General features: G+C 62.9%; 25 protein-coding genes. 8 read left to right on the top strand and 17 right to left on the bottom strand.

What is annotated here, in order from left to right:
- Positions 1-52: 52 nt before the first annotated feature.
- From ACEN42_RS26975 to ACEN42_RS26985, 3 genes are all read left to right on the top strand, one after another.
- Positions 53-835 (top strand): enoyl-CoA hydratase/isomerase family protein, encoded by a 783-nt coding sequence (locus ACEN42_RS26975; RefSeq protein ID WP_371883645.1) that lies wholly within the window; start codon positions 53-55, stop codon positions 833-835.
- A 1-nt stretch (position 836) separates the two neighbouring features.
- Complete coding sequence (locus ACEN42_RS26980; protein ID WP_371883646.1) at positions 837-2,075, top strand: CaiB/BaiF CoA transferase family protein; 1,239 nt, start codon at positions 837-839, stop codon at positions 2,073-2,075.
- A gap of 93 nt (positions 2,076-2,168) precedes the next feature.
- Entirely contained in the window at positions 2,169-3,317 is a 1,149-nt protein-coding gene (locus tag ACEN42_RS26985; protein ID WP_371883647.1) for a DSD1 family PLP-dependent enzyme, read from the top strand.
- On the opposite strand, the gene ACEN42_RS26990 is transcribed toward ACEN42_RS26985, so the two are convergent.
- The 7 genes from ACEN42_RS26990 to ACEN42_RS27020 form a co-directional block, all read right to left on the bottom strand.
- On the bottom strand, positions 3,314-4,363 hold the full coding sequence (locus tag ACEN42_RS26990; RefSeq protein WP_371883648.1) for an aromatic acid exporter family protein: 1,050 nt from the start codon (positions 4,361-4,363) through the stop codon (positions 3,314-3,316). The genes ACEN42_RS26985 and ACEN42_RS26990 overlap by 4 nt on opposite strands.
- Before the next feature lie 209 nt (positions 4,364-4,572).
- Positions 4,573-4,758, bottom strand: coding sequence for a hypothetical protein (locus tag ACEN42_RS26995; protein WP_035505719.1), 186 nt, complete (start codon positions 4,756-4,758; stop codon positions 4,573-4,575).
- A 146-nt stretch (positions 4,759-4,904) separates the two neighbouring features.
- On the bottom strand, positions 4,905-6,122 hold the full coding sequence (locus tag ACEN42_RS27000) for a c-type cytochrome (RefSeq protein WP_371883649.1): 1,218 nt from the start codon (positions 6,120-6,122) through the stop codon (positions 4,905-4,907).
- A 74-nt stretch (positions 6,123-6,196) separates the two neighbouring features.
- On the bottom strand, positions 6,197-7,936 hold the full coding sequence (locus tag ACEN42_RS27005; protein ID WP_371883650.1) for a methanol/ethanol family PQQ-dependent dehydrogenase: 1,740 nt from the start codon (positions 7,934-7,936) through the stop codon (positions 6,197-6,199).
- A 240-nt stretch (positions 7,937-8,176) separates the two neighbouring features.
- A complete protein-coding gene (gene pqqD, locus ACEN42_RS27010) occupies positions 8,177-8,458 on the bottom strand; it encodes a pyrroloquinoline quinone biosynthesis peptide chaperone PqqD (protein ID WP_238216323.1) in 282 nt (93 codons plus the stop codon).
- A gap of 65 nt (positions 8,459-8,523) precedes the next feature.
- Complete coding sequence (pqqA, locus tag ACEN42_RS27015; RefSeq protein WP_008347847.1) at positions 8,524-8,598, bottom strand: pyrroloquinoline quinone precursor peptide PqqA; 75 nt, start codon at positions 8,596-8,598, stop codon at positions 8,524-8,526.
- A 206-nt stretch (positions 8,599-8,804) separates the two neighbouring features.
- Positions 8,805-10,748 (bottom strand): sigma-54-dependent Fis family transcriptional regulator, encoded by a 1,944-nt coding sequence (locus ACEN42_RS27020; RefSeq protein ID WP_371883964.1) that lies wholly within the window; start codon positions 10,746-10,748, stop codon positions 8,805-8,807.
- A 347-nt stretch (positions 10,749-11,095) separates the two neighbouring features.
- On the opposite strand from ACEN42_RS27020, the gene ACEN42_RS27025 reads away from it, so the two are divergent.
- Positions 11,096-11,290, top strand: a complete 195-nt coding sequence (locus ACEN42_RS27025; protein WP_187604301.1) for a hypothetical protein — start codon at positions 11,096-11,098, stop codon at positions 11,288-11,290.
- 94 nt (positions 11,291-11,384) lie between these two features.
- On the opposite strand, the gene ACEN42_RS27030 is transcribed toward ACEN42_RS27025, so the two are convergent.
- The 5 genes from ACEN42_RS27030 to ACEN42_RS27050 all read right to left on the bottom strand — a co-directional run bounded on the left by ACEN42_RS27030 (position 11,385) and on the right by ACEN42_RS27050 (position 17,720).
- Complete coding sequence (locus ACEN42_RS27030) at positions 11,385-12,029, bottom strand: LysE family translocator (protein WP_371883651.1); 645 nt, start codon at positions 12,027-12,029, stop codon at positions 11,385-11,387.
- Positions 12,030-12,140: 111 nt separating this feature from the next.
- Positions 12,141-13,664 (bottom strand): diguanylate cyclase, encoded by a 1,524-nt coding sequence (locus ACEN42_RS27035; RefSeq protein WP_371883965.1) that lies wholly within the window; start codon positions 13,662-13,664, stop codon positions 12,141-12,143.
- Between the two features lie 325 nt (positions 13,665-13,989).
- On the bottom strand, positions 13,990-14,829 hold the full coding sequence (locus ACEN42_RS27040; protein ID WP_374191221.1) for a hypothetical protein: 840 nt from the start codon (positions 14,827-14,829) through the stop codon (positions 13,990-13,992).
- Between the two features lie 110 nt (positions 14,830-14,939).
- The gene (locus ACEN42_RS27045) at positions 14,940-16,697 is read right to left on the bottom strand and encodes an IlvD/Edd family dehydratase (protein ID WP_371883653.1); all 1,758 of its coding nucleotides are present in this window, start codon (positions 16,695-16,697) and stop codon (positions 14,940-14,942) included.
- A gap of 213 nt (positions 16,698-16,910) precedes the next feature.
- Positions 16,911-17,720, bottom strand: coding sequence for a LysR family transcriptional regulator (locus tag ACEN42_RS27050; RefSeq protein ID WP_371883654.1), 810 nt, complete (start codon positions 17,718-17,720; stop codon positions 16,911-16,913).
- 108 nt (positions 17,721-17,828) lie between these two features.
- Between ACEN42_RS27050 and ACEN42_RS27055 the strand changes: the two genes are divergently transcribed.
- Positions 17,829-18,953 (top strand): mandelate racemase/muconate lactonizing enzyme family protein, encoded by a 1,125-nt coding sequence (locus tag ACEN42_RS27055; protein WP_371883655.1) that lies wholly within the window; start codon positions 17,829-17,831, stop codon positions 18,951-18,953.
- Between the two features lie 29 nt (positions 18,954-18,982).
- Here ACEN42_RS27055 and ACEN42_RS27060 read toward each other — a convergent pair whose 3' ends face one another.
- Positions 18,983-19,813 (bottom strand): siderophore-interacting protein, encoded by an 831-nt coding sequence (locus ACEN42_RS27060; protein ID WP_371883656.1) that lies wholly within the window; start codon positions 19,811-19,813, stop codon positions 18,983-18,985.
- Between the two features lie 16 nt (positions 19,814-19,829).
- A complete protein-coding gene (locus ACEN42_RS27065; RefSeq protein WP_371883657.1) occupies positions 19,830-20,561 on the bottom strand; it encodes a PadR family transcriptional regulator in 732 nt (243 codons plus the stop codon).
- Between the two features lie 181 nt (positions 20,562-20,742).
- Between ACEN42_RS27065 and ACEN42_RS27070 the strand changes: the two genes are divergently transcribed.
- The 3 genes from ACEN42_RS27070 to ACEN42_RS27080 all read left to right on the top strand — a co-directional run bounded on the left by ACEN42_RS27070 (position 20,743) and on the right by ACEN42_RS27080 (position 23,144).
- Positions 20,743-21,324 (top strand): flavin reductase family protein, encoded by a 582-nt coding sequence (locus tag ACEN42_RS27070; protein WP_250486153.1) that lies wholly within the window; start codon positions 20,743-20,745, stop codon positions 21,322-21,324.
- A gap of 260 nt (positions 21,325-21,584) precedes the next feature.
- Complete coding sequence (locus tag ACEN42_RS27075) at positions 21,585-22,253, top strand: hypothetical protein (RefSeq protein ID WP_371883658.1); 669 nt, start codon at positions 21,585-21,587, stop codon at positions 22,251-22,253.
- A gap of 96 nt (positions 22,254-22,349) precedes the next feature.
- Positions 22,350-23,144, top strand: a complete 795-nt coding sequence (locus tag ACEN42_RS27080; RefSeq protein WP_371883659.1) for a class I SAM-dependent methyltransferase — start codon at positions 22,350-22,352, stop codon at positions 23,142-23,144.
- On the opposite strand, the gene ACEN42_RS27085 is transcribed toward ACEN42_RS27080, so the two are convergent.
- The 3 genes from ACEN42_RS27085 to ACEN42_RS27095 are packed head-to-tail and all read right to left on the bottom strand — an operon-like array spanning position 23,117 to position 25,580.
- Positions 23,117-23,584 (bottom strand): hotdog family protein, encoded by a 468-nt coding sequence (locus tag ACEN42_RS27085; protein WP_371883660.1) that lies wholly within the window; start codon positions 23,582-23,584, stop codon positions 23,117-23,119. The two genes, ACEN42_RS27080 and ACEN42_RS27085, sit on opposite strands and share 28 nt — an antisense overlap.
- Positions 23,581-24,378, bottom strand: coding sequence for a beta-ketoacyl synthase chain length factor (locus ACEN42_RS27090; RefSeq protein WP_371883661.1), 798 nt, complete (start codon positions 24,376-24,378; stop codon positions 23,581-23,583). The genes ACEN42_RS27085 and ACEN42_RS27090 overlap by 4 nt, the downstream gene beginning before the upstream one ends.
- Positions 24,375-25,580 carry a beta-ketoacyl-[acyl-carrier-protein] synthase family protein gene (locus tag ACEN42_RS27095; RefSeq protein WP_371883662.1) on the bottom strand — a complete coding sequence of 402 codons (1,206 nt, stop codon included), beginning with the start codon at positions 25,578-25,580 and terminating at the stop codon, positions 24,375-24,377. The genes ACEN42_RS27090 and ACEN42_RS27095 overlap by 4 nt, the downstream gene beginning before the upstream one ends.
- Between the last annotated feature and the right edge of the window lie 31 nt (positions 25,581-25,611).

Raw genomic sequence — 25,611 nt, forward strand, 5'->3', positions numbered from 1 at the left:
AACCGCATCGGATAACGCATTCAGCATTCGGCATTCAATTCGAGGAGGCGGTGTGGCGGAACCATCCATCCTGATCCAGCGCGATGGCGATATCTCGACGGTCGTGATCGACCGGCCCGAGAAGCTCAACGCGATGACCAAGCCCTTGTGGCGCGCGCTCGGCGAGACCATCGAGAACCTTTCCAGCGACGATACGGTGCGCTGCATCGTATTGCGCGGCGCGGGCGAGAAAGCGTTTTCGCCGGGCAACGATATCGGCGAGTTCCGCACGGATCGAGCGAATGTCGAACAGGCGCGCGAGTATGGCGCGATCATGCATCGCACTTTGAATGCATTGCGCCAGTGCAGGCATCCGATCGTCGCGATGATTCATGGCATCTGCGTCGGTGGCGGCCTCGAGATCGCGGCGATGTGCGATTTACGCATTTGCGGTGAATCGAGCCGCTTCGGCGTGCCCATCAAGACCCTCGGTCTCGTGATGGCGCATGCGGAAATGGAAGGGCTCGTGCGTCTCGTGGGCCCCGCCGTCGCGCTCGAAATTCTTCTCGAAGGACGCATTTTCGATGCGAAGGAAGCGCTCGCGAAAGGACTCGTCACGCGCGTCGTCGCGGACGGGGAAGTGACCGCGCACGCGTATGAAACCGCGCGGCGCATCGCGGACGGCGCGCCCCTCGTCGCGCGTTGGCACAAGCAGTTCGTGCGCCGCGTGATGGACCCCGCGCCACTCACCGACCAAGAGCGCGACGAAGGCTTCGCGTGCTTCGGGACCGAGGATTTCCGGACCGGCTATCAGGCCTTCCTCGACAAGATCAAACCGCAATTCAAGGGACGTTGACATGGCAGACACGAAACCGGCGGCCGCACCGGGCGCGGGGCCGCTTGCAGGCATGCGCGTGATCGAGCTTGCACACATTATGTCGGGACCGATCTGCGGGATGATGCTCGCGGACATGGGCGCCGATGTCATCAAGGTCGAAAAAATTCCAAACGGCGATGATTGCCGGCGTTTCGCGCCGATTCTCCCGAGCGGCGAATCCGCGTCGTTTTTGATCGTGAACCGCAACAAGCGCGGCATCGCCCTCAATCTGAAGACGGACGGCGGCAAGGACGTGCTCAGGAAGATGCTCGCAAGCGCGGATGTGGTGACGGAGAACTACCGGCGCGGCACGATGGAAAAGCTGGGCATGGGCTACGACACGCTCAAATCGGTGAACCCCGGCCTCATCTACTGCGCGATTTCGGGTTATGGCCGCAGCGGACCGATGGCCGACAAGGGCGGCTTCGATCTCATCGCGCAGGGCATGAGCGGCCTGATGAGCATGACCGGCGAGCCGGGACAGGCGCCGATCAAGGCAGGCTCGCCCGTCACCGACATCAACGCGGGCATTCTGGCGGCGCTCGGCATCAGCGCGGCCTATGCCAGAAAGCAGACGACGGGCCTCGGCCAAATGGTCGATACGTCGCTCTTCGAAGCCGGCCTGCAACAGATGTACTGGGCCTTCGCCAACTACTTCGCGGACGGCACGGTGCTGCCGAAAGCGGGCTCCGCCAATCCGACGAGCGCGCCGTATCAGGCGTTTCGCACGCGCGACGGCTGGATCAACATCGGCGCGGCGAACCAGCGTAACTACGAGCGGCTCGTCGGCGTGTTGAACATTCCCGGCCTCGCCGAAGACGAGCGTTTTCAGACCAATGCGGGCCGCCTGACGCATCGTGAGGCGCTCGTCGAGATCCTGAGCGCGCGCCTCGCCGAGCGGACCACCGGCGAGTGGCTCGCCGCTTTCGATGAAATCGGTCTGCCGAGCGGCGCGGTGCTCGGTGTGCCGGAGGCGTCGTCGCACGAGCAGGCGATCGCGCGGGGCATGATCGTCGAGACCGAGCATCCGCTCGCGGGCCCGATGCGCGGCCTCGGTTTGCCGATCCATTTCTCCGAGGGATCGACGCAGGCTTCGCGTCCCGCGCCGCTTCTCGGTCAGCACACCGCCGAGGTGCTCAACGAGTACGGCTTCGACGATGCGCGTATTCAGGCGCTCAAGGATGAAGGCGCGATCCTCGAAACGGGAGTTCCGGCATGACGTCGACTTTAGACGTACCGGTTTTTTGCATTCGACATGCAATATTCAGCGCTATGATCGATGCCTGATCCCGTTTCATCGACACGACCCGCCATGACCCTCGCACCTCCACCCGCCGCTCGTGTGGGCGACTCGCTCGCATCCGTCGCCACGCCTTCCCTGACGATCGATCTCGATGCCTTCGACGCCAATCTCGCGGCGATGTCGGCGTTCGCCGCACGGCATGGCGTCGCGTTGCGTCCGCATGCAAAGGCGCACAAGTCCAGCGAGATCGCCAGGCGTCAGATCGAAGCGGGCGCGGTCGGCGTGTGCTGTCAGAAGTTGTCGGAGGCCTATCCGTTCGCGGCGGCCGGCATCGCGAGCATTCATGTGAGCAACGAGTTCGTCGGCGCGGACAAGCTGGAAATGGCGGTCGAGTTGGCCTCGCATGTGCGCCTCTCGGTTTGCGTGGATGCGTTGCCGCAAGTGCATGCGCTTGGCGACGCGGCAAAGCGTGCGGTCGTGACGATCGATGTGTTGCCTGAAGTCGATGCAGGGCAACATCGCTGCGGCGTGACGAGCGAGGACGCGCTGCTCGCGCTCGTCGACGGCATCGCATCGCAGAGCGCGTTGCGCTTCGCGGGTATTCAGGCGTATCACGGCGGTATACAACATGTCGCCGACTGGGCCGCGCGCAAGAACGAAGCAAACCGCGCCGCCGACGTTGCCGCACGCTACGTGCAGGCGCTCGATGTACGCGGCGTGCGTTGCGGCATCGTGACGGGCGGCGGCACCGGCACCGTCGAGTTCGATGCCGCGAGCGGCGTCTTCACCGAACTGCAACCGGGCTCATATCTTTTCATGGACGGCGATTACGGCAGCACTGGCTGGGGCGGCGAATCCGGCTGGCGTCACAGCCTGTTCGTACTGTCGACCGTCATGAGCGCGACGCGGCCCGGCATGGCCGTGTGCGATGTCGGCCTCAAAGGGCTCGCAGTGGATTCAGGCTTGCCGCGCAGCGTGCACTGGCTCGATGCGAAGGGCGCACCGGCGCTGACCTATATCTCCGCTAACGACGAACACGGCATGCTGCAAGCACAGCACGAGTCAGATGGCGACTTCGCGGGACTGGTGGGCAAACGCATTCTGTTGCCGCCCGGACATTGCGATCCGACCGTGAATCTCTATGACGAGTACGTGTGCCATCGCAATGGCCGCGTGACGGACATATGGCCGATCGATGCACGCGGCCTTTCACGCTAGGCCGATGACTCCTTGAGCGGATAAATCGTCGCGATCAACGCATCGAGATCCGCGACGATCAGGCCGACGACGAACTGCGCCACTTCCTGCGCGCCATGCGTCGCCTCCTGCCTCGCGAGCATGCTCTTGAGTTCGATCACGGCGGAGCGTGCGCGCGCGAGTTTGGTATCGTCCTGACGATTCGATGCAAGCACGCTTGCGAGCGTTTCGAACAACGATTGCAATTCGCGGCCCGTTGCGCCGAGCCGCGCCGCGCAAACATCGCGATCGAGACGCGACACCGCCTTCGCGAGAAAGATCGCATCGCTATGCAGACGCCGCAGAAAAGGCGCGGCCTTGTCGATGGCATCCGAGCGGCGATTCTGCACGAGCACGATGATGTGCTCGCGCTCGGCTTCCTTTAACGCATCGTCGAACGCTTTTTGCGCGTCCGTGCTTTGCTTTTCGAGGCGCGTCGCGCGCGCTTCGTCCTGTTCGCCCGATAGATACAGCCCGATCAACTGACCGATGCTCTTCAAGGTATCGGCGACGCTGGCATGTGCCGACGTGAGCGCGCGATTCGGCCAGAGCGCCGCCACCACGAACGACGATGCCGCGCCGATCAGAATCTCCAGCACGCGATGCATGGGCCGTTCGAAAGGCGAGCCTGGTCCCGCCGGAATCAGCACGACGATCACGAGCGTCACGCACGCAAGCCTGAACGCGGGACGTTTGGCGCTCAACGCGGCCAGCGGCAGGAGCGCGACGGAGAAGACCGCGAGCGGTGGCGCGCCGCGTTCCATCGCGACGATACCGAGCACGCCCGTCACCGCACCGATGAATGCGCCGATGATCTGATCGCGAGCGGTATCGACGGCTTGCGTGAGGCTCGGTTGCGTCACGATCACGAGCGTCGTGATGAGCGCCCAATAGCCTTCAGGAAGCGCCGCGAGCCGTGCGGCGGCGTAGCTGATCGCGCAACTCATCAGCGTACGAAGGAGGCGTCTGGCTTCCGGTGCGCCGAAGAAGGCGCGCACGCGGCGTCGCGTGCGAGTGATCGCTGTCATGCGGTTTCGTTCGGTGATGAAGCGGAATGATCGGCGAAGACGCGACCCTGCGCGTGCTCGTGCTGCATTATGCCAATGCGCACGACGCGAAATGAAAGATGTGAGGGATGAAAAGAAATAAGGCGGCACGCATGCTCCGTGTTACCGAGCATGCTGCCGCCCTTGTGCCGCGACGTGCCGAAGTCTCGACGAAGCGTCAGGGTGTGTCGTCAGGTGAGCATCGGCACCGCTTCGATCAGCGCAAGCCCGAGTAGCGCCCCGATGGCTGCGCTGATGAGCTTCGGATGCCAGCGATCCAGATGCAGCGCCGTGAGCAGCGCGCCGATCAGGATGACGCCGAGCAAAGCGAAAACGACGACAAGATAGCCGATTTCAAACTCGTTATTGATAAGCACGACGCTGGCCTCCCGCCGGCTGGAACCGGCTGACTTGCGCATTGCGCCGCGCTGCGGCCCCAAGTCGATCCACCCGCGCGACAACTTAATTATATGTCACGTTGTGACGTATTTAAAGTTGCGTGACCGGCGTCCGCGTGGCGAACTCATCGGGCGGGCCCGGCGTTCAGCGGAAGTTTCGACGCACGCGCGCTGTCCGCCGTCATCTTCGCTCCGCCGGGCTTGTAGCCGTTCGACATCAGCAGGAAGGCCATGATGTCGGCATAGTCCTGATCTTTCATCTTGCCGGGACGATCCGCGGGCATGTTGGTCGTCATGTAAGTGAAAATGCCGCCGACAGTAAGGTGCGAATTCGACGGCGGCGCGAATGCAGGACCTTGCAATGCGGGCGCGGTCACACCCTGAAGCTGCGCGCCGTGGCACTTCGCGCACGAACTCGAATAAAGCGTCTTGCCGTGCGTGGTTTGCGCCTGTTCGAACGACGGCGGCTCGACGCCACCCTCATTCGCGACCTTGATGAAGCGGCCTTCGCGCGTTGCGTTGGCATCCGCGAGCATGATGCCCACATGCGCGGACGATGCATGCGATGGCTCGCCGAGATAGCGCATTGCCGACGCTGTTTGCGAAGGCAAGGCCCATTGTTTCGTCAGCGCCTGCAAGCGGCCATCGTTGGTCATCGACGTGAGCGCATCGTCGATGCGCGTGCGCAACGCGGCGGTCCTTTCGCCGAACGCGAAGGTGAGTTGCCAGTCCGCATACGGTGAATCGGCGGTCGCGACCGTGAAGCCGCGCTCGGGATGGGCCACGCGATACGCGACGACCGCGGGATACCATACGATCGCGCGTTGCGCGCGTCCGCTCGCCACAGCTTCGACCGTCGACGCCGACGTGTTCTCCAGATCGAGCGTCACGTCGTGTTGTTGCACGGCGATCAGTTGTGCCGGGCTTGCATAGGTCGCGGCGACCGTGCGCTTCGCGGCGTCCTTCAACTCCGCGCCGGGCGCTTCGATGCTGACATAGCCCGCGCGCAGATAGCCGCGCGAGAATTGCATCTTGCCGCCGGATGCATCGGCGACGGAGGAACGTGGAAAGCCCGCAATCACGTCGCAATCGCGCGCGAGTGTCTTGTCGAGTTCCGTGAGCGACACGCCGTCGTCGTCGCCGTCCCCGATGCCGTTTGAAACGATCGTCGCCGCGATGTTGGCGCGGGCGAAGACTGCCTGCGCGACGCTGCGATCCAGCGCCGCCGACGGGCTGCCGGGAAACGTGCAGATCTTCACCGCGGCATCGGAGGCCGATGGCGCGAGCGCGATGCATGCGGCCAGCATGCCCGCCGCGCGAATGGAGTTGAGAGGATGGTTCATGTCGATGCGTCCGGTGATGACAGTGAGCACCGCAAGCGCGCGATGACGCGAGCTCGCGGTCCGATCAGACTGGGTCAGGTGCGATTCAGCGCGAACACATAGAGCGTGCCGCCGCGCGGGACCTTGTCCGCGGCTTTCGCCATCGGTCCGCCCCAGATCGGATTCGCGCCGCCATAGCCCGCGAGAATGGCGACGTATTCCTTGCCATCGATCTCATACACCGAAGGCTGCGCGATGATGCCGCTCGCGAGCTTGGGGCTTTGCCACAAGACCTTGCCGGTCTTTTCATCGAACGCATAGAGATGGCCATCGAGCGAGCCGCTGAATGCGAGACCGCCCGCCGTCGTCGCGACGCCGCCGTTCCAGGGCAGCTTGCTCCAGTGACTCCAGACCTTCTTGCCGGTATCCACATCGATGGCCTGCAGTTCACCATAACCCTTGCTGTTCGGCTCGGGCTTGATCTCGAAGCCTTCGCCGAGATAAGGCAGACCTTCCATGTAATTCACCGACTTGCCCGACAAGGACATGCACGCATGCAGGGCCGGCACGATCGCGAGATGCGTTTGCGGATCGTATGACACGGACCACCAGTTCTTGCCGCCCAGGAAGCTCGGACATGTTTCGATGGTCGTGCCCGTCTTCGGATACTTGGCTGCATCCTGAATCGGCTTGCCATCGTCCGTATAACCCGTGACCGATGTCGCGGTGACGAAAGGCCGCGCATAGATCAGCTTGCCGTTGCTGCGATCGATCGCATGAAAAAAGCCGTTGCGGTCAGCATGAATGATCGCGTCGTAGTCCTTGCCCTGATACTTGATATTCGCAAGCACGGGCGTGTTCACGCCGTCATAGTCCCACGTGTCATGGGCCGTGTATTGATAGTGCCACTTGAGGTCGCCCGTCTTCGGATCGAGCGCGAGCAGGGAATCGGAATAGAGATTGTCGCCGGGACGAAGATCGGCGAGCCACGGTCCCGGATTGCCGACGCCCCAATAAAGCGTCTTGCTCGCCGCGTCGTATGTGCCGGTGAGCCATGCGGGCGCGCCGCCATGTTCCTGCATGCCGTCCGGCCATGTATTGCCGCCGGGTTCCTTCGCGCCAGGCACCGTGTAGCGCTTCCACAGCACCTTGCCGTCATTGGGATCGAGTGCCGCGATGAAGCCGCGCGCGCCATATTCGCCGCCCGAGCTGCCGACGACGAGTGCGCCATCGAGTGCAAGCGGTGCAAGCGAGAACGCATAGCCGACGCCCGGATCGAACATCGCCTTCTTCCATACGAGCGCGCCTGTTTGCGCATCGAGCGCCGCTACTTCGCCGCTCAACATCGCGACATAGACGTTCTTTCCGTATAACGCGACGCCGCGATTGACCACATCGCAACATGCGGTCTTGAACGATCTCGCATCGAGATTCGGCTCGTATTTCCAAAGCTGTTTGCCCGTCGCGGCATCGAATGCATAGACGTTGTCCTTGGGCGTCGTCACGAAAAGAAAGCGCCCGTTGACGATGGGTGTCGCTTCGAAGCCCTGCTGCAAGTCCTTCGGAAACTTGTAGTTCCATACCTGCTTCAGGTTCTTCACATTGCTGGTGTCGATCTGCTTGAGCGGCGAATGCCCATGACCGTTATATGTGCGGTAGTACGTGAGCCAGCCTGGATCTTCCTGCGCACTCGCGAGACGCTCATAGCTGACATCCGGATACTGCGTCGGCGTGGTGCTCGCCGCGATGGCCTGATGCTGCGCTACGCTGAATGCAGCAACGGCGCCTGCTGCAATGGCCGCGACACGCATTGCCGGACTGAAGCAAATCTTCATCGTTGTCTCCTGGGTATTGTCGATGCAACTTCTTTTTGAATCTCGATAGCGATGCGAAACGGTTGCGGCATCTTCAAGGCAAGTCATATGCCATTGACCATTCACGTACGCGAGTGCCTTGCTGCATGCGGATCTCATGCACGAGCACTGCGCGCGAGGACGCATGTGGTGTTGATGCGTGGGTGTTGCATCGTGGAGCAGTGGGACGTTTGACGTGTTGCCCGATGTGACAACGCGAGTTCAGTCGAGCCAGCCGAGACGTCGCGCTTCATCGATGAAGCGATATACATCGACTGCGAGCCCCTCCATGCCGAAGCGCACTTCGAGCTCGCCGATGATGTCGTCGAGTTCGCGCGTGCCATCGCAGCGCGCGAGTATTTCGCCGGCGCTGCGATTGAGTTCGACGCTGCCGCTCGGATGCACGATTTCACACGTGCTCATGTCCGCATGCCAATGCAGCTTCAGAGGCGCACGCAAACGCGGGCGCGTGGGTGCGCCCGCATGCGCGGTCGTTGGATTCATGTGGGACGGAGAAAGAAGGGCGTAGGCCCGGGTGCGATGCAACCCGGGCTTGCATCATCGAAGCATTATCGTGTGGCGATATACATCGTGATCTCGAAGCCGAAGCGAAGATCGGTGAAGGCAGGTGTCGTCCATTGCATGTTCATCTCCTTGGGTGATGTTCGAGTTGGATCGCGAAGCATTCGCAATCGAACGTCGAAAATGCAAGCTCTGTGCCTTCGATGAAAAGTCAGTGCATGTGCACGCTTCTGCCTTTCAGTTCAATTTCGAGGATGCGTGGCCGATGTGCCGTGCTGTGCCTCTTCGTGACAGGGGTGTATCGAAGTGGAACACCGCATGGAACAACTCATTGCTCCATCGGTGAACAAGCGGGCATCTTGCGATAGATCGTGTTGCGCGAAACGCCGAGCGCGCGCGCGGCGGCGGATACGTTGCCACGATGGCGCGCGAGCGCGGCTGCGATCACGGATGCCGTGACTTCCTGTAGTCGTCCCGAAGCGAGCGTCGATGAAGGGTACGCTTCAGACATGGTTTGTACATTGCCGAGGGGCTCTTCGAAGAAGTCTTCCGGAAGATGTTCCCGACGAATGCAGCCATCGTCGTCCACCATCGCGGCCGCGGTGCGCAGCAGATTGCACAGTTGCCGGAAGTTGCCGGGCCACGCGTAACGCTCGAAGAGCGTCATCACTTCATCGTCGATGGACAGGCGCATGCCGCACGCTTCGTCGGCGCTCACAGCCTGCAGCATCTTCGTGATCACGGTCGCGAGGTCGGTGCGCTCGCGCAATGGCGGCAGCTTGACGACGAGTCCATTCAGGCGGTAGTACAAGTCTTCGCGAAAGCTGTTCTGCTCGATCATCTCTCGTAAATTGCGGTGCGTCGCGCAGATGATGGCCACGTCGACCGGTATCGACTTGCTGGAACCGAGTGGATCGACGACGCGCTCCTGCAGCACGCGCAGCAGGCGCACTTGCAATGGATAGGGCATGTCGCCGATTTCATCGAGAAACAGCGTGCCGCCATTTGCCTGCAGCAGCTTGCCGGCCGCGCCCTTGCGTCGTGCGCCGGTGAACGCGCCTTCCTCATAACCGAAGAGCTCCGATTCGATCAGGTTCTCCGGAATCGATGCGCAGTTCACCGCGACGAATGGCCCCGCGCGACGCGGTGAATCGCTGTGAATCGCCTGCGCGAGCAACTCCTTGCCGGTGCCGGTTTCGCCGGTGACGAGTATCGGTATGTCCTTGCCGATGACTTTGCGTACCTTGCCGATCACCGCGGCCACTCTGGGATCGCCCGTATCTAGTGACGCAAGTTTTGATGACGCATCGATCGCAACGGATGCGCGCGGCGCGGGTTTGATCGCCACAGGCGTGGCCGCCATGCCGGCGATCGGAGCGCGGTTCAGGCGCACGCGCGCGCACACGACGGCGCCGTTGTTCAGGTCGAGGGGAATATGCGGCGCGCGGCTCGCCTGCGAACGATCGATTAGTTGCGCGCTCGTCAGTCCGAAGAGCGATGAAAGCGTATGCGCGCGCAACGCCGAGAGCGGCAGGCCGAACTGAAACTGCGCACTGCGATTGGCGGAGAGAAAGCGGCCATCGCAGGTGAAGGCCATGATGCCCTCCATCAGCGTGCCGAGAAACTCGGGGCGGCTATGGAACGCGATCTGCAGCATGCCCTGAAAAGTGCTGGAAAACAGATGGTTTTCGATCATCTGCACCGACATGCGCGCGAGCGCCATCGTATGGCGATGGTAGCTTCGATGATCGCCGGTGACGTCCAGCACGCCGATCAGATCGCCATAAGGATCGAGGATCGGCACGCTGGAGCACGTGAGAAAGCGATTGGCCGCGAGATAGTGCTGATCGCCATGCACGACGGTCGGCGAGCATTCCGCGATCGCCGTGCCGATCGCATTGGTGCCTTGTCGTTCCTCGGCCCAGTTCGCGCCGGCTATAAGCGCGACCTTTTCGGCGCGTGCCAGGAAGTCGTCGTCGCCGGTGGAATGGAGAATAAGGCCTTGAGCGTCGGTCAACACGATCATGCTCTGCGTGTTGACGATTTGTTCACGCAGGGTTTCCATCACCGGTGTCGCGTGTGCGCATAGCACACGGTTCTGCTCGAGCTTGAGCAGCAAGTCGCCATCGGTGAGCACGTCGTAATCGGGACGAGTCGATGCGTTCAGGCCGAATGTCTCCGACCGCTCGTGCGCCTTGCGGATCGACGGGATCAGCCAGCCGCTCTCTCGTTCATCGGGGGTCGCCGCGATCTCGCGGACATCGTCTTGCATCATCTCCTCCTTGTGCAAGTTCCGGTCGTATCGCCGGTTGCGTGAGCGCGGATAAAAGCAAGTCCTGAGCCAAAGACCGCGAGCGGCGTTTGTGTTGGCGAAACGAAAGGATGTGAGATGTCGTCGCGACGCCGACAGTGCCGTGCCTCGTGTGTTGGCCAGCATCTGACTTGCTGCGTCGATGGTTGACGCGTTTTGCATGCCGCAAGCCCACGGCATAAGGCGCGGCAGGCTTCGAAGCCTTATGCCCGAGCGTTGGCATACACAATGCAAAAGACTGAGCGAGCGCCTCCACGCTCGATTCGATTCTAATGAACTCCCGCTTACGCACCGCAAGGAGAAACGCCATGGCGAACCTGAAGCTCGACGATCTGCAACATGCCCAGAAACTGTCCTCTGCCGAGATGTCCCGGATCATCGGAGGCGACAAGAAGGAGCCAGCCGGCAGGCCGACTCATATCGACGCTCAAAGCGGCGTGCTGACATTCAAGGACGGATCACAGTGGACGATGGACCTCGACGGCAAGCTGCATCCGCTGTGATGCGGGAGCTTCGCTCCTGCCAGTGAGACGGCCGGACGTGCCTCGCGGCGCGTCCGGCCTTTTGTCTTTCGCCTTATGTCTTTTGCATGCGAAATTACAGACCGGTTCTGCCCGCCGTGAGTATGAGCCGCAAACCGAGCATGGCGATCACGCTCGCCGCGATGCGATCGATCCATTTCCTCGCGCGCAGATACATCTCGCGCGGACGCTTGCTGGAGAAACCCAGAGCGACGACGGTGTACCAGCCCGTCTCGATCGCGAAGACCATCGGCGGCAGCACGAAGTAGCACCACAGCGGAGGATGTTGCGGCAGAAGCGCCGCGAAGATGCTTCCGTACCAGATGGCGGTCTTTGGATTGCTCAGTTGCGTCGTGAGGCCGAGCCAGAACGATTTGCGCGCGCTCGTCGTGAGCGTCGGCGCGTCGTCTTGCGTCGGCATCTGCATGGGCTTCGCGGCGCCGCGCCAGATCTTCGACGCGATGTAGATCAGATAAAGGCCGCCCGCGATCTTCAACGCGATGTAGAGCCACTCCACGGCGACGAGCAGCGTATAGAGTCCCGCGAGAGCGATGCCGCCAAAGAAGATGCCGCCGACGCCCATGCCGAGCGCGGTCGCAAGACCATCGGCGCGCGATATGCCGATCGAGTTGCGGGCCACGATCACGAAACTCGGGCCGGGAATCATCGCGCCCAATAGCAGCGAGAACAGAATCGCGAGTACGGCGGTGGATGCGGTCATAGGATTGTCTCCTTCTGTTCTGACTTCGCTCGAATGCGGTTTGCATGCGGCATACATAACGCACGATTGCATTCACGATGCATCATACGCGCGATATTGCGGGGGCTCGCTCTACGCGTCACCGCCCGCGACGCTGTCTTCGTGGATCGCGCGATTGCGTCCGGTGCGTTTGGCGAGATAGAGCGCGGAGTCGGCACTGTTGAGCAGTTTGAGCGCGTCCTCGATCTGACGCGGCGACGCGGTTGCGATGCCGATGCTGATCGTCAGCACGCCCTTGGGCGCGGCGCTGTTGGCAATGTCGAGTTGTTCGACTCTCTCACGAAGACGCTCGGCGATCGTGAGCGCGCCGCTTGCTTCGGCGCCCGGCAGCACGACCACGAATTCCTCGCCGCCGTAGCGCGCGACGATATCGCCGGGCCGCTTCGCGGAATTCTGTATGCAATCAGCCACCGCGACGAGCGCATCGTCGCCCATCGCGTGACCGTAGGTGTCGTTATAGAGCTTGAAGTAGTCGACGTCGACGAACAAAGCGGATAGCGGCTGATCGGCGCGGCGGGCACGTCGCCATTCTTCGTCGAGCCGGCGGTCCAGCGCGCGGCGGTTGCACAGGCCGGTGAGCGAATCGGTGCCTGCGAGCCGTTGCAACTTCTCTTGCGCGATCGCCCGCGACCGCAGCGAGATTGCGAGCAGCCAGGAGATGACGACAAAGCCTCCGCCGAACATCATGGTCAATCCGCCGATGACGATGCTGCGCTCGCGCCACGCAGCGAGCACTTCATCCTCGGCGGGCGCGACCGCCGCGATAAGCTGGGTGCCCGGCACATGCTGGAAAGTATAGAGCCGCCGCACGCCGTCGATCGGTGATCGCGAGAGATACGAGCCGGACGGCGCGTCCCGCATCGCAGCGAAGGTTGGCGATCTGGCGACGTATCCGGCTACGTCAGAGGGCAATGCGGGCTTGCGGGCGATCATCACGCCGTCCTGCTGCACGATGAACACCGAGCCGGACTTGCCGACGTTCACGCGCGAAAGCAGGTTGTTGAAATAGGCGACGTTCAACGCGATCACGGCGACGCCTGCGAACGAGCCATCCGGTGCGTCGATGCGCCTGCTCAGCGCGAGCGAAGCCGTGCCTTTGCGCAGCCGGGATATGTACGGTCCGGAAATGAAGAGGCCGGAGTCGGGATGCTCGGCGTGAACCTTGAAGTAGTCACGATCGTCGAAGAGCAGGTCGGCATGCTCTGAAGGTGCTCGTTCGACGACGATACGTCCTTCGCGATTCATCACGAATGCGCCGCCGACGAAGTTCGTGCCGGTGGCGCCGTCGAAGAGGACGAGCTTGCGCAGATCGGGAGGCAGTGCCATCACGGCGGGATTTTGCGTGCCGCTGACGATGGTGCGCAGCGACAGATCGCTCGATTCGACATTGCGTGCGATATCGGCGCTCAACGTGGCGACGAGGTTGGCTGCTGCCTGATGCGCGTTTTGCAGCGCCTGCGCGCGTCCCTGCCATAGCGCGGCAAACGACAACACGGCCATGGAAATGGCGATAGCGGTGCCGATGAGTCCGGCGAGCGCCGGAAAGCGCGAAAACGAATCGGCGAAGCGCATCGCGGCAGTGCTGTTGCGTCGCATCAGCCGGCGACTGACCATGCGTCCGGTCTTGCGAACCGCATTCAATCTGGCGGGCATTCAGGTTCTCCGCGTGACGCCATTTCCGCACGACCCGGCACGACATCGTGTGCGGCGCGATCACGCCTTGCGTCGGAAAGCGCCCTGTTTCAGCGGCTTATTCGCATATGATGCGCATCTGATGAATAGCCCTGCGCGTGTTCGCACACCGATTGTAGTCGTTCCGACCGCATTAATTTCGCACGGGCGTCCGGGAATCGGGCAGCCTTGCCTGCGATAGTAGACGAGGTTGTCTACTTCGTCGCATTCGAAAGATCGAAAGGACAGCCTATTTTACGAGGTGCAGCCGCTTCGTGATGATCGTGCCTTCCTTGCGATCGATGAGCCACGCAGCGTCGACCCTTCCATTCAATGTCGATGTCCTGCGCGTGATGTCGGTGGGTTCTTCGTCGGTGGGCGCGCTGTGCTCGACATCATCGGTCAGATAGGGCGGCGCTAGCGAGCAGATGAGCACGATCGCGAAGTCGCCACTGCCATGCTCGTGATCGAAACTCGGGAGCATGATCCGACCATTGACGGTCGTCTTGATGCCGTTTTCCGGCTTCAACTGAATGACGTCGAAGTTCTGGACGAATCCCTTCGCCTTGGCCTCGGGCGCGACGACGAGCTTACGGCCGCTTTGTCCCTTCACCGTCTGCTTGAGCAGAATCGCATCGGGACTCTCGGGCGCCGCCAGCGAGACGTTCACCGAAAGCACTTTCTTCTTCGACAGGTAGCGCACCCCGTACGCAACCGGAATGACGAACGTGAACGTGCGATCGGCCTGCTCGCGAGTTTGACTCGCGCCCGCAGCCGCGGAGGCGCCTTGCTCCGTTTTTCGAAATGGACGCGACAGAAATGCCCGGACGCGGTTCGTGATCGAGACCGGCTGCCCTGGGGCAGGGTGACCCGCGAGCGCGTCGCGGACGTGCTCGGGATCGTCGCCAGTGAAGTCAGGCGGAAGCGCATCGGCGGACATGATGCCGTGCGCCGATGCACCGCTCGCGGTTTCGACAGCACTCGCCGTATGGCCAGCGCGCGGCGCGGCCGCGAAAGCGCATATCGGTCCAAACGACAACGCGCAGGTCATGCACAGCGCTGCGCCATGTCCACGTTTCAATAAAAGCACCTGCCGCTCCTGGCGCATAGGGCCGGTCATGATGAAGTGGTTATCTTAAAGCGAAGCGCGCGTATCGGCATGTTGCATGCGTGATATTGAATTCATCAATCCGCGCACGATCATGACCGAGGAATCACACCACGCGTCGTCGTCGCGCGCAGGAAATCGAAATCGACGCCCTTGTCCGCTTGCGTCACCGTCTCGTAAAACAGCTTTTGATAACCGCGATCCGCGCTCGGCACGCTAACCGGCGATGCGTTCGTGCGCGCGGCGAGTTCTTCGTCGCTGATGAGCAGACTGATCTCGCGCTTCGATACGCTCAGGCGAATGCGGTCGCCGGTTCGAACGTGCGCGAGCGGCCCGCCCACCGCAGATTCAGGCGTCACATGCAGAACGATGGTGCCGAATGCGGTGCCGCTCATGCGCCCATCGGATATGCGCACGATATCCTTCACGCCCTTCACCGCGAGCTTGCGCGGAATCGGGATATAGCCGGCTTCCGGCATGCCCGGTGCGCCTTTGGGTCCGATGTTCTTCAGCACGAGGATATCGTCGGGGGTGACGTCGAGATCGTCGGAATCGATGCGCGCCGCGAGATCCGCGCCATTCTCGAACACGACCGCGCGGCCTTCATGCTCCATCAACTCGGCATTCGCCGCGGATTGCTTGATGATCGCGCCACCCGGCGCGAGATTGCCTTCGAGCACCGCGATGCCGCCTTGCGGATAGATCGGCTTGTCGAAGGCACGCACGACGTCCTGCTCGAATGCCGGACCCGCCGCTTCGATTTCTTCCCCGAGCGTGCGCCCGGTTACCGTCAATGTATTCAGATTCAGAAGCGGTTTCAACTCGCGCAAAAGCGTGGCCATGCCCCCGGCCTTGTGAAAGTCCTCCATGTAATGCGACCCGGACGGCTTCAGATCGACGAGCACAGGCGTCTCGCGTCCCATGCGATCGAGTGCCTTCAGATCGACGTCATAGCCCATGCGTCCGGCGATCGCGGTGAGATGCACGATGCCGTTCGTCGAGCCGCCGATCGCGAGCAGCACGCGCATTGCGTTTTCGAATGCTTCGTTCGTGAGGATCTTGTCGATGGTGAGGTTATCGCGCGCCATCTGCACCGCTTGCGTGCCCGTGAGTTCGGCGATGCGCATGCGATCCGATGTGACCGCGGGCGGCGATGCACCGCCGGGGATCGTCATGCCGAGCGCTTCGGCGATACACGCCATCGTGCTCGCCGTGCCCATCACTGAACAGGTGCCCACGCTCGCGACGAGTTGATTGTTCACGGCCGCGATTTCCGCTTCGTCGATTTCTTCCGCACGAAAACGGCCCCAGTAGCGGCGGCAATCGGTGCATGCGCCGACACGCTCACCGCGATGCGCGCCCGTGAGCATCGAGCCCGTGATGAGTTGAATCGCGGGAATGCCAGCCGATGCCGCGCCCATCAGCTGCGCGGGCACGGTCTTGTCGCATCCGCCGATCAGCACGACCGCGTCCATCGGCTGGGCGCGAATCATCTCTTCCGTGTCGATCGACATCAGGTTGCGCAAGTACATGCTCGTGGGTTGCGAGAACGATTCGGCGATCGATATCGTCGGAAAATCCATCGGCAGGCCGCCAGCCAGCATCACGCCGCGCTTTATAGCTTCGATCAGTTGCGGCGCATTGCCGTGACACGGGTTATACGCGCTGCCCGTGTTGACGATGCCGATCACCGGGCGATCGAGCGCGCCATCTGTATAACCCGCGCCCTTGATGAACGCTTTGCGCAGGAACAGCGAGAAGCCGTTGTCTCCATAGCTCGTCAGCGATTTGCGCAGACCCTTCGGTTGCGCGGGTTCTTCGCTGGCTTTTTTCTTGAACGTGTCGGTCATGGTCGCACTACCGTTTGATGAGCGTTGAATGTATCCGTGCTTCGATTATCGCGGCTTTACGCGGGCTTTGATTGCGTGTGGCGCTTCCTTCAAACCATAGAAATATTTGTTTCCGGAAGCAACCGGCGCTGATGGTTCATCGCGTTTTCAATTCCGTCCGATAGACTCGGCGGCAGCAAGAAACGCTTGCACGAGGCGCAGTCGCGCGGACGATCATCCCCATAGCAAACCGACGAGACGCTTCGGTGCGGCATGCGGCAACGCCCACTTCTTCAAGGATAATCCGCTCGATTCGTGCGATGCCCAATCCGGTATCAGCGATACGCCAAGGCCGCGATCGACCAGCGTCGCAATGGCGGCGAGGCCATCCAGCTCGCAACGTTGATGTGGCTTGATGCCATGTTGCCGCAGATAAGCATCCGCAAGCTGTCCGCCGACGACATTGCGGTCATAGCGCACGAACGGCTCTGTTTGCAGCGTGGCATGCACATCGGTAACGTGCATCGAAGCGGGCGTCAGAAGTACCAGCGCTTCCTTTCTGAACGTATGCCAGTCGCAACTCTTCGGCAGATTGAAAAGCGGTTGCGCGATCACGGCGGCGTCGAGATCGCCGCTCGTCACTTTGCGATAGAGGTCGAGCGACGTGCCCGGCTCCAGATAAAAGTCCATCTGCGGATGACGATTCAGCAGCACCGCGAGCGCATCGGGGATGAGGCCCGCCATCATCGTCGCCATGCCGCCGAGACGCAATTGACCGCCCAGTTGTTCCGTATTGTCGATGTCCGCGCGCAGGTCGCGGATATCGTGCAGCACGGCTCGCGCACGCGCCAGAATGCGCTCGCCAGCCTCCGTCGCACCGACCGTGCGGCCCGAGCGGCGCACGAGTGTCGTGCCGAGTTCGGCTTCCAGCATCTTCACCCGTTGAGCGACGGCGGCCGGCGTGAGATCGAGTCTGCGCGCCGCTTCGGCAATGGAGCCGAGCTCGACGACGAACACGAAACTCTGCAGATAGCGCGAGTCCATCGATAAAAATATTTGGGTTTGAAGAAGCCAAAGGATACTTCCTCTTGCGCATGCGTGCCATCAAACTGATTGCAATCGCAATGACTTAAAAATCACGGAGACGAAGTTATGCCCATCATCGAATCGATTGCGGTTTGCGCGGCCGCGGTGCCGCTCGATCGTGTCACGTCGTTTTCCACTCGCACTGTTTCGACGCGCCACTATGGTCTTGTCAAGGTCCGCTCGACGGATGGCGTCGAAGGCATCGGCTTTTGCTATATCGGCAGCGCGGCGGGCGAGTTGCTGACGGTGGCCGTCGAGCAATTGCTCGCGCCTGTGTTGATCGGCAAGGACTCGTATGCGGTCGAAGGGCTGTGGCAGGCGATGTACGACGAAGCGCTTCTGCAAGGTCGCGCGGGCACCGTAATGCGCGCGCTGAGCATTCTCGATATCGCGCTTTGGGATCTGAACGCGCGCACGCACGAACTAGCGCTGCACAAGTATCTCGGCGCACATCAACTCGACACGGTGCCCGCTTATGCGAGCGGCGGTTATTACCTCGAAGGCAAAACGCCGGAGAAACTCGGCGAGGAAATGGCGAGCTATGTCGAGAAGGGTTTTCGCGCGGTGAAGATGAAGGGCGGCAGACTCTCGCCGCAGGAAGAGGAACGTCGCGTGAAGGCCGCGCGCGAAGCAGTGGGGCCGGACGTCGAACTCATGATCGACATGAACAACGGCTGGACCGATGTCACGCAGGCGCTGCAACACGTGCGGCGCTTCGAGCAATACGATCCGTACTTCATCGAAGAGCCTTTCTCGACCGACGATGTCGACAATCACGCGCGTCTCGCCAAAGCGACCCGCATTCCGATCGCGACAGGCGAGATCGGCTATGGCCGCTGGTATCACAAGGAACTGCTCGACAAGGGCGCGGCCGCGATTCTGCAAACGGATGCGGCCGTGTGTGGCGGCATTACCGAATGGCGCAAGATCGCGGCGACGGCTGCGAGTCATGGCGTCGTGATGTGCCCGCACTGGTTCCACGATCTGCATGCGCCGCTCGTCGCCGCGACGCCGAATGCGCGCTATGTCGAATTCTTCTGGGACGATCAGGTGCTGAACTTCCGCAGGCTGATCGACCGGCAGTTATCGCATAGCGATGGCCGCGTGAAGCTGCACGATGCACCCGGTCTCGGCTTCTCGTTCGACGAGAAAGAAGTCGCGAAGTATGGCCGATGGACGCGCATCGCCTGAGGTCGAACGATGCGGGACACACGAGCCGATCAACCGTCGATCGTCTCGTGCACGCCTTGCTCGCCGCGCTTCCAGTAAGCGGAAGCACGAATGCGCTTCTTGTCGACGCCGCGTTCATCGCATAGCAGCTTGCGGACCGCGCGCATCAGCGTGGCTTCGCCCGCGGCCCACACATAGCCTTCGCCATCGGGCACATAGGTTTCGCGCAACGCGAGCAGCAGCGCGCCGCCGGGATGCTCGCTCTCGTTGCGATAGCGCCATTGCGCGTAGAGGTCCGCGCGCGTATTGAATTCGATGCGCGCGGATTGATCGGCGACTTCGATCAGCGTCGCGACGCGCGTGCCTTCAGGCAGTTCTTCCAGACGCCGCGCGATGGCCGGCAGCGCGGTTTCATCGCCGATCATCAGATGCCAGTCGAACTGCGTCGGAATCACAAACGATCCACGCGGTCCGCCGATGCCGAGATATTGACCCGGCGCGGCTTGCGCGGCCCATGCCGTCGCGGGGCCGGCTTCGTGCAGCGCGAATTCGATATCGAGCTCGCGCGCTTCACGGTCGAAGCGACGTGGCGTGAAATCGCGCGCAATAGGACGCGGCTTCGAAGGATCGAACGTGGGACCGTCGGGACCGGCTTGCGGGAGCGCGGGCATCGCCTCGCCGGGCTGCGGGAAGAACAGCTTCACGTGATCGTCGAAAGAGGCGCTGACGAAATCTTCGAGCGAGTCGCCCGTGAAGGTCACGCGCACGAGATACGGATTGAGCGCCTCTACGCGCGTGACTTGCACCAGGCGAAACTTGAGCGGGTGGCGTACGCGCGTGACTTCGAGATCGGGCCGGTCTTGCAGAATGGAATCTGTCATCGTGTATGGCTCCTTCTTACGCCTGCTTCGGCGCGGGGTTCTGTTCGATTTCTGCCGTCGCGCGCGCAAGGATCGCGGCGATGCGACGTTGCTCGTCCTGCGATGCGTCGGTGCGCAAGAGCAGCGCTTTCTTCAGCGCACGGCGCGCGGCGATCAGTTCGGGCGCCCAGCCGCTGTCGGCGGCGGTGTCATCGACTTCCTCGCCCATATAGGCGCGGCGCACGAGATCCATTTTGCGTGCGAAATGCGTGAGCTTCGCGAGCATGATGTCCACGCGTTCGCGGTTCGATGCGAGATAGTCGCGGCCGGCATCCGAGAGCGCATAGCGCTTGCGATTGCCTTCCAGTTCGACGGTCGCATAGCCCAGCTCTTCCAGATACGTGAGCGCCGGATAGACCATGCCGGGGCTCGGCGCGTAGAAACCGTTCGAGCGGTCTTCCAGAGCCTTGATGAGTTCATAACCATGACGCGGCGCTTCGGCGAGCATCGCGAGCAGCAGCAGTTGCAGATCGTCGGACGAGAACTTGCGGCCGCGCGGCATGCCGTCTTCGCCGCCGAATCCACCCATGCCGCCCATTCCACCGGGACCGCCGCCGAAGCGACCGCCGCCACCATGCCGATGACGGCCGATCATGCCCCAGCGTTCGAAGACCGAGCGCTCGGCCCACTCGGGGGCGTCGAAGGGAAATGCAGATCCGAATGCGCGAAAACCGGCTTCACGCGCGCGTTGAAAGCAACGGGATTTCATAGGAACACTCCAGATATGTCGTAAAACATATCTAAAGATATATATCGTAAGAGCGTCTGTCAAGCACGATTCGCAGGGCGCGAAGGGAGGCGATCGGACAAATGAATGCGACCACGCGTCGCCGCGCGCATTTTGAACACCGCATACAATCACGCGAATTGTCCTTTGCATCCATAAAACCATGAGCCACTTTCGTCCTGTCAGGCTGGAGCACGCCAGCCGTCTCATCAATCACGGTCCGACCGTCCTCGTCACCAGCGCGCATGGCGGGCGCCGCAACGTGATGGCCGCCGCCTGGTCGATGCCGGTGGAGTTCACGCCGCCGCGTATCGCCGTCGTGATCGACAAGCACACCTATACGCGCGAACTGGCCGCCGCGAGCGGCACCTTCGGCCTCATCGTGCCGGGCGCGGCGATGATCGATCTCGCTTACGCGGTCGGCACGACGAGCGGGCGCGAGATCGACAAGTTCGAAGCCTTCGGCATCGAGACGGTCGAAGGGCCGGTGCTCGGCCTGCCGCTCATCGAGACGAACTGCGCGGCGTGGCTCGAATGCAAGCTCATCGACGAGAAGCACACGGAAGACGCCTACGACACCTGTTTCGCGGAAGTCGTCGCGGCGGCAGCCGACGAGCGTGTGTTCGTCGATGGTCACTGGTTCATCGACGAATCGAATCAGCCGCTGCACACGATTCACCATCTGGGCGCGGGCAAGTTCGTGCGCGCATCGTCGATGGAACAAGCGAAGCCGCTCACGCGCTGACGTTCATTCCGCCCTGGCCCGCACACAAGGGCTAAAGATTTCCCGTTTCCCCGTCGATAAAGAGACGTCGACCGCGAAAGACCGAAAGGCTATTCGCGGCGGCGCTTTTTGAGCGCGCGATCCGTCATTCGAATTCGGACGCGGGCGATAGATGGGCGAGGACAGGTCCCATAAGGTCTTCTGCGGCGCGCCACCACACGGCGCGCCGCAGAGCGACCGCACCGGCGACCGCTCGCACCGTCAGGGGAATGGGGTGAGGTATGAAACAGCGTTTTTCGGTTGTGCGGTTCCTGGTTTATCTGGTCGGCTTCACGAGTCTCCTGATGCTGAGACTCTTCGTTTCGCCGGACGGGCAGGGCGGCATCCTCGCGTTCGTCGCGTGCGTGGCGGCGATCGCGGCGGGATACATGGTGTATTACGTGTCGTCGGAAGGCTATCTGCGCAATCTGATGAGCGGCGTCGTGGTCTATCTCGCGCTCGCGGCCGTGGTGGCCGCATGTCCGCCGTTCGTGCTCGCGCTGGCGTTCTGGTCGGTCACGGGGCTCCTTAAGCAGCGGCGCGCGCTGCTCGTTCACGCGATGTCGAGCATCGTGCTCTTCGTTCTGATTTTCCCGATGCCGCTCGCGCAACGTATCGGCATGCCCGAACTGGCGGGCGCGCCCGCGGGCATCGCCTATATGGGATTCGCGCTTGCGTGGTCCGCATGGGCGTCGCGCAGCCCGCTGAAACTCGGTCTCTTCAAGTTAGCGACGATGCTGCTCGCGGTGCCGCTCATCGCGTCGTTCGTCGCACTCGTGGGCGGCGGCATGTTCAGCCGCCCGGAGCGGCGCGTGCGCAACTCGCTGATGCGCGCGCGCAAGGCGATGACCCTGGCGTTGCCCGCGCCCGAGACCGCCGTGCCGCGAGAGGCCGTCGTCGAATTGAGCTGATTTCGCGCGCGCGGGCGAGGGTGACGTCATCGATCTCCCTGTGATAAAAACGTGCCACGGCGGCTTGCAGGCACACGAATAGTCACAGGAGACGCGATGACTTCCCCCCGGCGCGACGAGATCGACGAAATCAACGCAATCGACACGATCGACCACAAAGCCCCGCACGAGCCGCTCACCTCCTACTACTCCGATGAACCCGCCAGGCGTCTCTGGCTGCGCGGCATCTTCGATCGCACCGCCTCCGATTACGACGCGATCGAGCGCGCGATGGCCTTCGGCTCCGGCTCGTGGTATCGCAACCGCGCGTTGCGTTCGGCGGGTCTCGCGCGCGGCATGCGCGTGCTCGACGTCGGCATGGGCACGGGCCTCGTCACGAAGGAAGCGGTCGCGATCACGGGCGATGCGGCGCTCGTCACCGGCGTCGATCCGAGCCCGGGCATGGTCGGCGAGGCGCATCTGCCGATGGGCGTGGAGACGCGCATCGGCACCGCGGAAAATCTGCCGTGCGACAGCGCCGTCTACGACTTCCTCAGCATGGGTTTCGCGCTGCGCCACGTGAGCGATCTCGCGAAAGCCTTCGATGAATACTTCCGTGTACTCGCGCCCGGCGGGCGGCTCTGCGTGCTAGAGATCACGCGGCCCGCGCATGGCATGGGCGTCGCGGCGCTGAAGTTCTACATGCGCGGCGTCGTGCCGATGATCGCCCGCATCGTCGGAAAGAAAGGGGAAAGCGTCGAACTGATGCGCTACTACTGGGACACGATCGAGGCCTGCGTGCCGCCCGACACCGTGATCGCCGCCATCGAACGCGCGGGCTTCGCGAACGTGCGCCGCGATGTCGAACTCGGCATCTTCTCCGCTTATTGCGCGACGAAACCGGCGGCCTGAGCCGCGTCGAGAATCACGGCGGCGCGGCCGCTCAGCAGCATTCGTCCCGCGCAGTGAACGGTGAAGCGGTACAGCACGGTGATATCGTCGCCGCCCATGCGCTCGGCTTCGATATCGAGCGGGGCGTCGAGCGTGTCGAGACTATCGACGTGGATCTGAATGCCACGCACGCTCGTCAGCATGCCGACGCGCGGACGTGTGCCTTCCTCGCCGACTAGCGCGCCATGCACCGCCATCGCCTGCGCGGCGTATTCGATGCCGCACACCGACGCGAGCCGGCCTTTCGATCGCAGCGGGTTGTCGGGGCGAAGATGGCTCGTCGCTTCGCAGCGGATGCGTTGCGCATCCCACGCGACGACGGTGTCCAGCAGACACATCGCGCCGCCATGCGGAATGCGCGCGGCGATCCAGTCGCGATCGAGAATCTGCGCAGCCGTCATGACGGGTCGATATCCACGGCGAGGTGCGTGCCATCGAGATAATCGAGCACGATATTCGCTGCTTTCCCGCACGCCAGCGCTTCGAGCAACGGCAACGCGCGCGCGGCGGGATTCGACAGCCGCAGCGCTTCGAAATCGGCATCGGTGAAGGTGAACGCGTTCGCATCGGTGAGATGCACGGCGATGCGCGCGAGCGTGCGCTCGCTCTTTTGCGGCGCGAGCACCAACGCGACGCCGAACGCATCCGCGATCGGGCGAGCGTGGTGCAACGGCTCCGGATACTCCGTGTCATAGGCGACGAGCAGCGTCGCCGCGCCATCGACGCTCACTTGCGCGAGGCTTTCCAGCAGGCCCGCTGAGAAACTGCCGTCGTATGCGCACAGCACATTCGATGCGGCCATCGCGCGTGTCGCGATGCTCCAGTAGCCTGCGGGCGCGTTGTGGACGGAGTTGTGGAAGCGCGTCGGCGAGATTTGCGGATCGTCGCTCGCGAGGGTTTCGCAGATCGCATGAAAATTCCCGCCATCGCCGCCGGATGCCGCGAACACGGCGGCGAGCGTCGCGGCGTCGCGGCCGCTTTGCGCGACTGCTTCGTGCGCAGCCGCGAGCGCCGCGCGCACGACCGGCCCGGTGCGGCGGCGTTCGGCGGAAGGCAAACCGGCGGGCGCGGGCAGCACGGTCTGCGCGGCTGTCCGCGAGGCGCGCCGCGCCAGCACGTCGGCGGTATGAGGCCAGCCGACGAGTCCCGGCCCGATGACGCCGACGCCTTCGATAAAACCACGCAATGGAGTCATGCCGCGCCCGCTCCCTTGCGTCCGAACACGAGACTGCAATTCGTCCCGCCGAAGCCGAACGAGTTGGACAGCACCGCGCGCAACGGCGCGCCGCGCGATGCGAGCACGTAGTCGAGGCCGAGCGCGGGGTCCGGCTCGCTCGTGTTGGCGCCCGCCGGGATCATCTGGTGCCGCAACGCGAGCGCGGCGATCACCGCTTCGAGCGCGCCCGCCGCGCCCAGCGTATGACCCGTCGCGCCCTTGGTCGAACTGCACGGCACGCGGTCGAACAGGCTCGTGAGCGCGCGGCTTTCGGCGGCGTCGTTGCTGGGCGTCGCGGTGCCGTGCAGGTTGACGTAGCCGATATCGCGCGCGTCGAGCCCGGCGCTCGCGAGCGCCTGCTGCATCGCCATGCGTGCGCCGAGTCCTTCGGGATGAGGCGACGACATGTGATACGCATCGCTCGATTCGCCGATGCCGAGCAGGCGGATCGCGTCGTCATCGGCGTGGCTGGCCGAGTCGCGTTCGAGCACCGCGAACGCCGCCGCCTCGCCGATCGAAATGCCGTTGCGCTTCACATCGAACGGCTTGCACGGCCCCGGCGCGAGCAGTTCGAGCGAGTTGAAGCCGTAGAGCGTCGTGAGACAGAGCGTATCGACGCCGCCGACCACGGCCGCGTCGATCAGACCGGTTTCCAGCATGCGCCGCGCCGACCCGAACACCTTCGCCCCCGACGAACACGCCGACGACACCGACACCGCCGGCCCGCGCAACCCGAAGTACGCGCGCACGAAACCGGCGAGCGAATAGGGATTGTGCGTGGTCGCGTAGTTGAAGTCGGCGGGCAGCGCGCCGGTTTGAGCATCGCGCCGCTGATAGGCGAGTTCGGTTTCCAGAATGCCCGCCGTGCTCGTGCCCATGAATACGCCGACGCGTTGCGCGCCATGACGCCCGATCGCTTCGCGCACGCGCTCGTCGAAACCGTCCTGCGTCACCGCCAGTTGCGCGAGACGGTTGTTGCGGCAGTCGAATTCGGCGAAATCGGCGCGTACCGGCGCGTCCTCGATGCCGGCGACGCGGCCCGTGAACGTGTGCAGCGCGGCGCCTTCGAAATCGCACGGCGCGAGTCCGCTGCGTGCCGCCGAAAGCGCGTCGAGCGTCGCGTCGAGGCCGCGGCCCGCGCAGCTCGTGGCGGTGAAATGCGTAAGCAGAAGAGGGTTCACTACGGGCTAGATTCCCAAAGTCCGATGGCGT

Source organism: Caballeronia sp. S22 (genome assembly GCF_964261745.1).
Classification (GTDB): domain Bacteria; phylum Pseudomonadota; class Gammaproteobacteria; order Burkholderiales; family Burkholderiaceae; genus Caballeronia; species Caballeronia jiangsuensis.

Bases quoted from the DNA above. Each gene is read 5' to 3' on its own strand.
- pqqD (WP_238216323.1), bottom strand. From the start codon at position 8,458: ATGAATCCAACGACCGCGCATGCGGGCGCACCCACGCGCCCGCGTTTG.
- ACEN42_RS27005 (WP_371883650.1), bottom strand. From the start codon at position 7,936: ATGAAGATTTGCTTCAGTCCGGCAATGCGTGTCGCGGCCATTGCAGCA.
- ACEN42_RS27025 (WP_187604301.1), top strand. From the start codon at position 11,096: ATGGCGAACCTGAAGCTCGACGATCTGCAACATGCCCAGAAACTGTCC.
- ACEN42_RS27080 (WP_371883659.1), top strand. From the start codon at position 22,350: ATGACTTCCCCCCGGCGCGACGAGATCGACGAAATCAACGCAATCGAC.
- ACEN42_RS27060 (WP_371883656.1), bottom strand. From the start codon at position 19,813: ATGACAGATTCCATTCTGCAAGACCGGCCCGATCTCGAAGTCACGCGC.
- ACEN42_RS27055 (WP_371883655.1), top strand. From the start codon at position 17,829: ATGCCCATCATCGAATCGATTGCGGTTTGCGCGGCCGCGGTGCCGCTC.
- ACEN42_RS27035 (WP_371883965.1), bottom strand. From the start codon at position 13,664: ATGCGACGCAACAGCACTGCCGCGATGCGCTTCGCCGATTCGTTTTCG.
- ACEN42_RS27085 (WP_371883660.1), bottom strand. From the start codon at position 23,584: ATGACGGCTGCGCAGATTCTCGATCGCGACTGGATCGCCGCGCGCATT.
- ACEN42_RS27065 (WP_371883657.1), bottom strand. From the start codon at position 20,561: ATGAAATCCCGTTGCTTTCAACGCGCGCGTGAAGCCGGTTTTCGCGCA.
- ACEN42_RS27045 (WP_371883653.1), bottom strand. From the start codon at position 16,697: ATGACCGACACGTTCAAGAAAAAAGCCAGCGAAGAACCCGCGCAACCG.
- ACEN42_RS26990 (WP_371883648.1), bottom strand. From the start codon at position 4,363: ATGACAGCGATCACTCGCACGCGACGCCGCGTGCGCGCCTTCTTCGGC.
- ACEN42_RS26985 (WP_371883647.1), top strand. From the start codon at position 2,169: ATGACCCTCGCACCTCCACCCGCCGCTCGTGTGGGCGACTCGCTCGCA.
- ACEN42_RS27075 (WP_371883658.1), top strand. From the start codon at position 21,585: ATGAAACAGCGTTTTTCGGTTGTGCGGTTCCTGGTTTATCTGGTCGGC.
- ACEN42_RS26980 (WP_371883646.1), top strand. From the start codon at position 837: ATGGCAGACACGAAACCGGCGGCCGCACCGGGCGCGGGGCCGCTTGCA.
- ACEN42_RS27030 (WP_371883651.1), bottom strand. From the start codon at position 12,029: ATGACCGCATCCACCGCCGTACTCGCGATTCTGTTCTCGCTGCTATTG.
- ACEN42_RS27020 (WP_371883964.1), bottom strand. From the start codon at position 10,748: ATGCAAGACGATGTCCGCGAGATCGCGGCGACCCCCGATGAACGAGAG.
- ACEN42_RS27070 (WP_250486153.1), top strand. From the start codon at position 20,743: ATGAGCCACTTTCGTCCTGTCAGGCTGGAGCACGCCAGCCGTCTCATC.
- ACEN42_RS27050 (WP_371883654.1), bottom strand. From the start codon at position 17,720: ATGGACTCGCGCTATCTGCAGAGTTTCGTGTTCGTCGTCGAGCTCGGC.
- ACEN42_RS27090 (WP_371883661.1), bottom strand. From the start codon at position 24,378: ATGACTCCATTGCGTGGTTTTATCGAAGGCGTCGGCGTCATCGGGCCG.
- ACEN42_RS27000 (WP_371883649.1), bottom strand. From the start codon at position 6,122: ATGAACCATCCTCTCAACTCCATTCGCGCGGCGGGCATGCTGGCCGCA.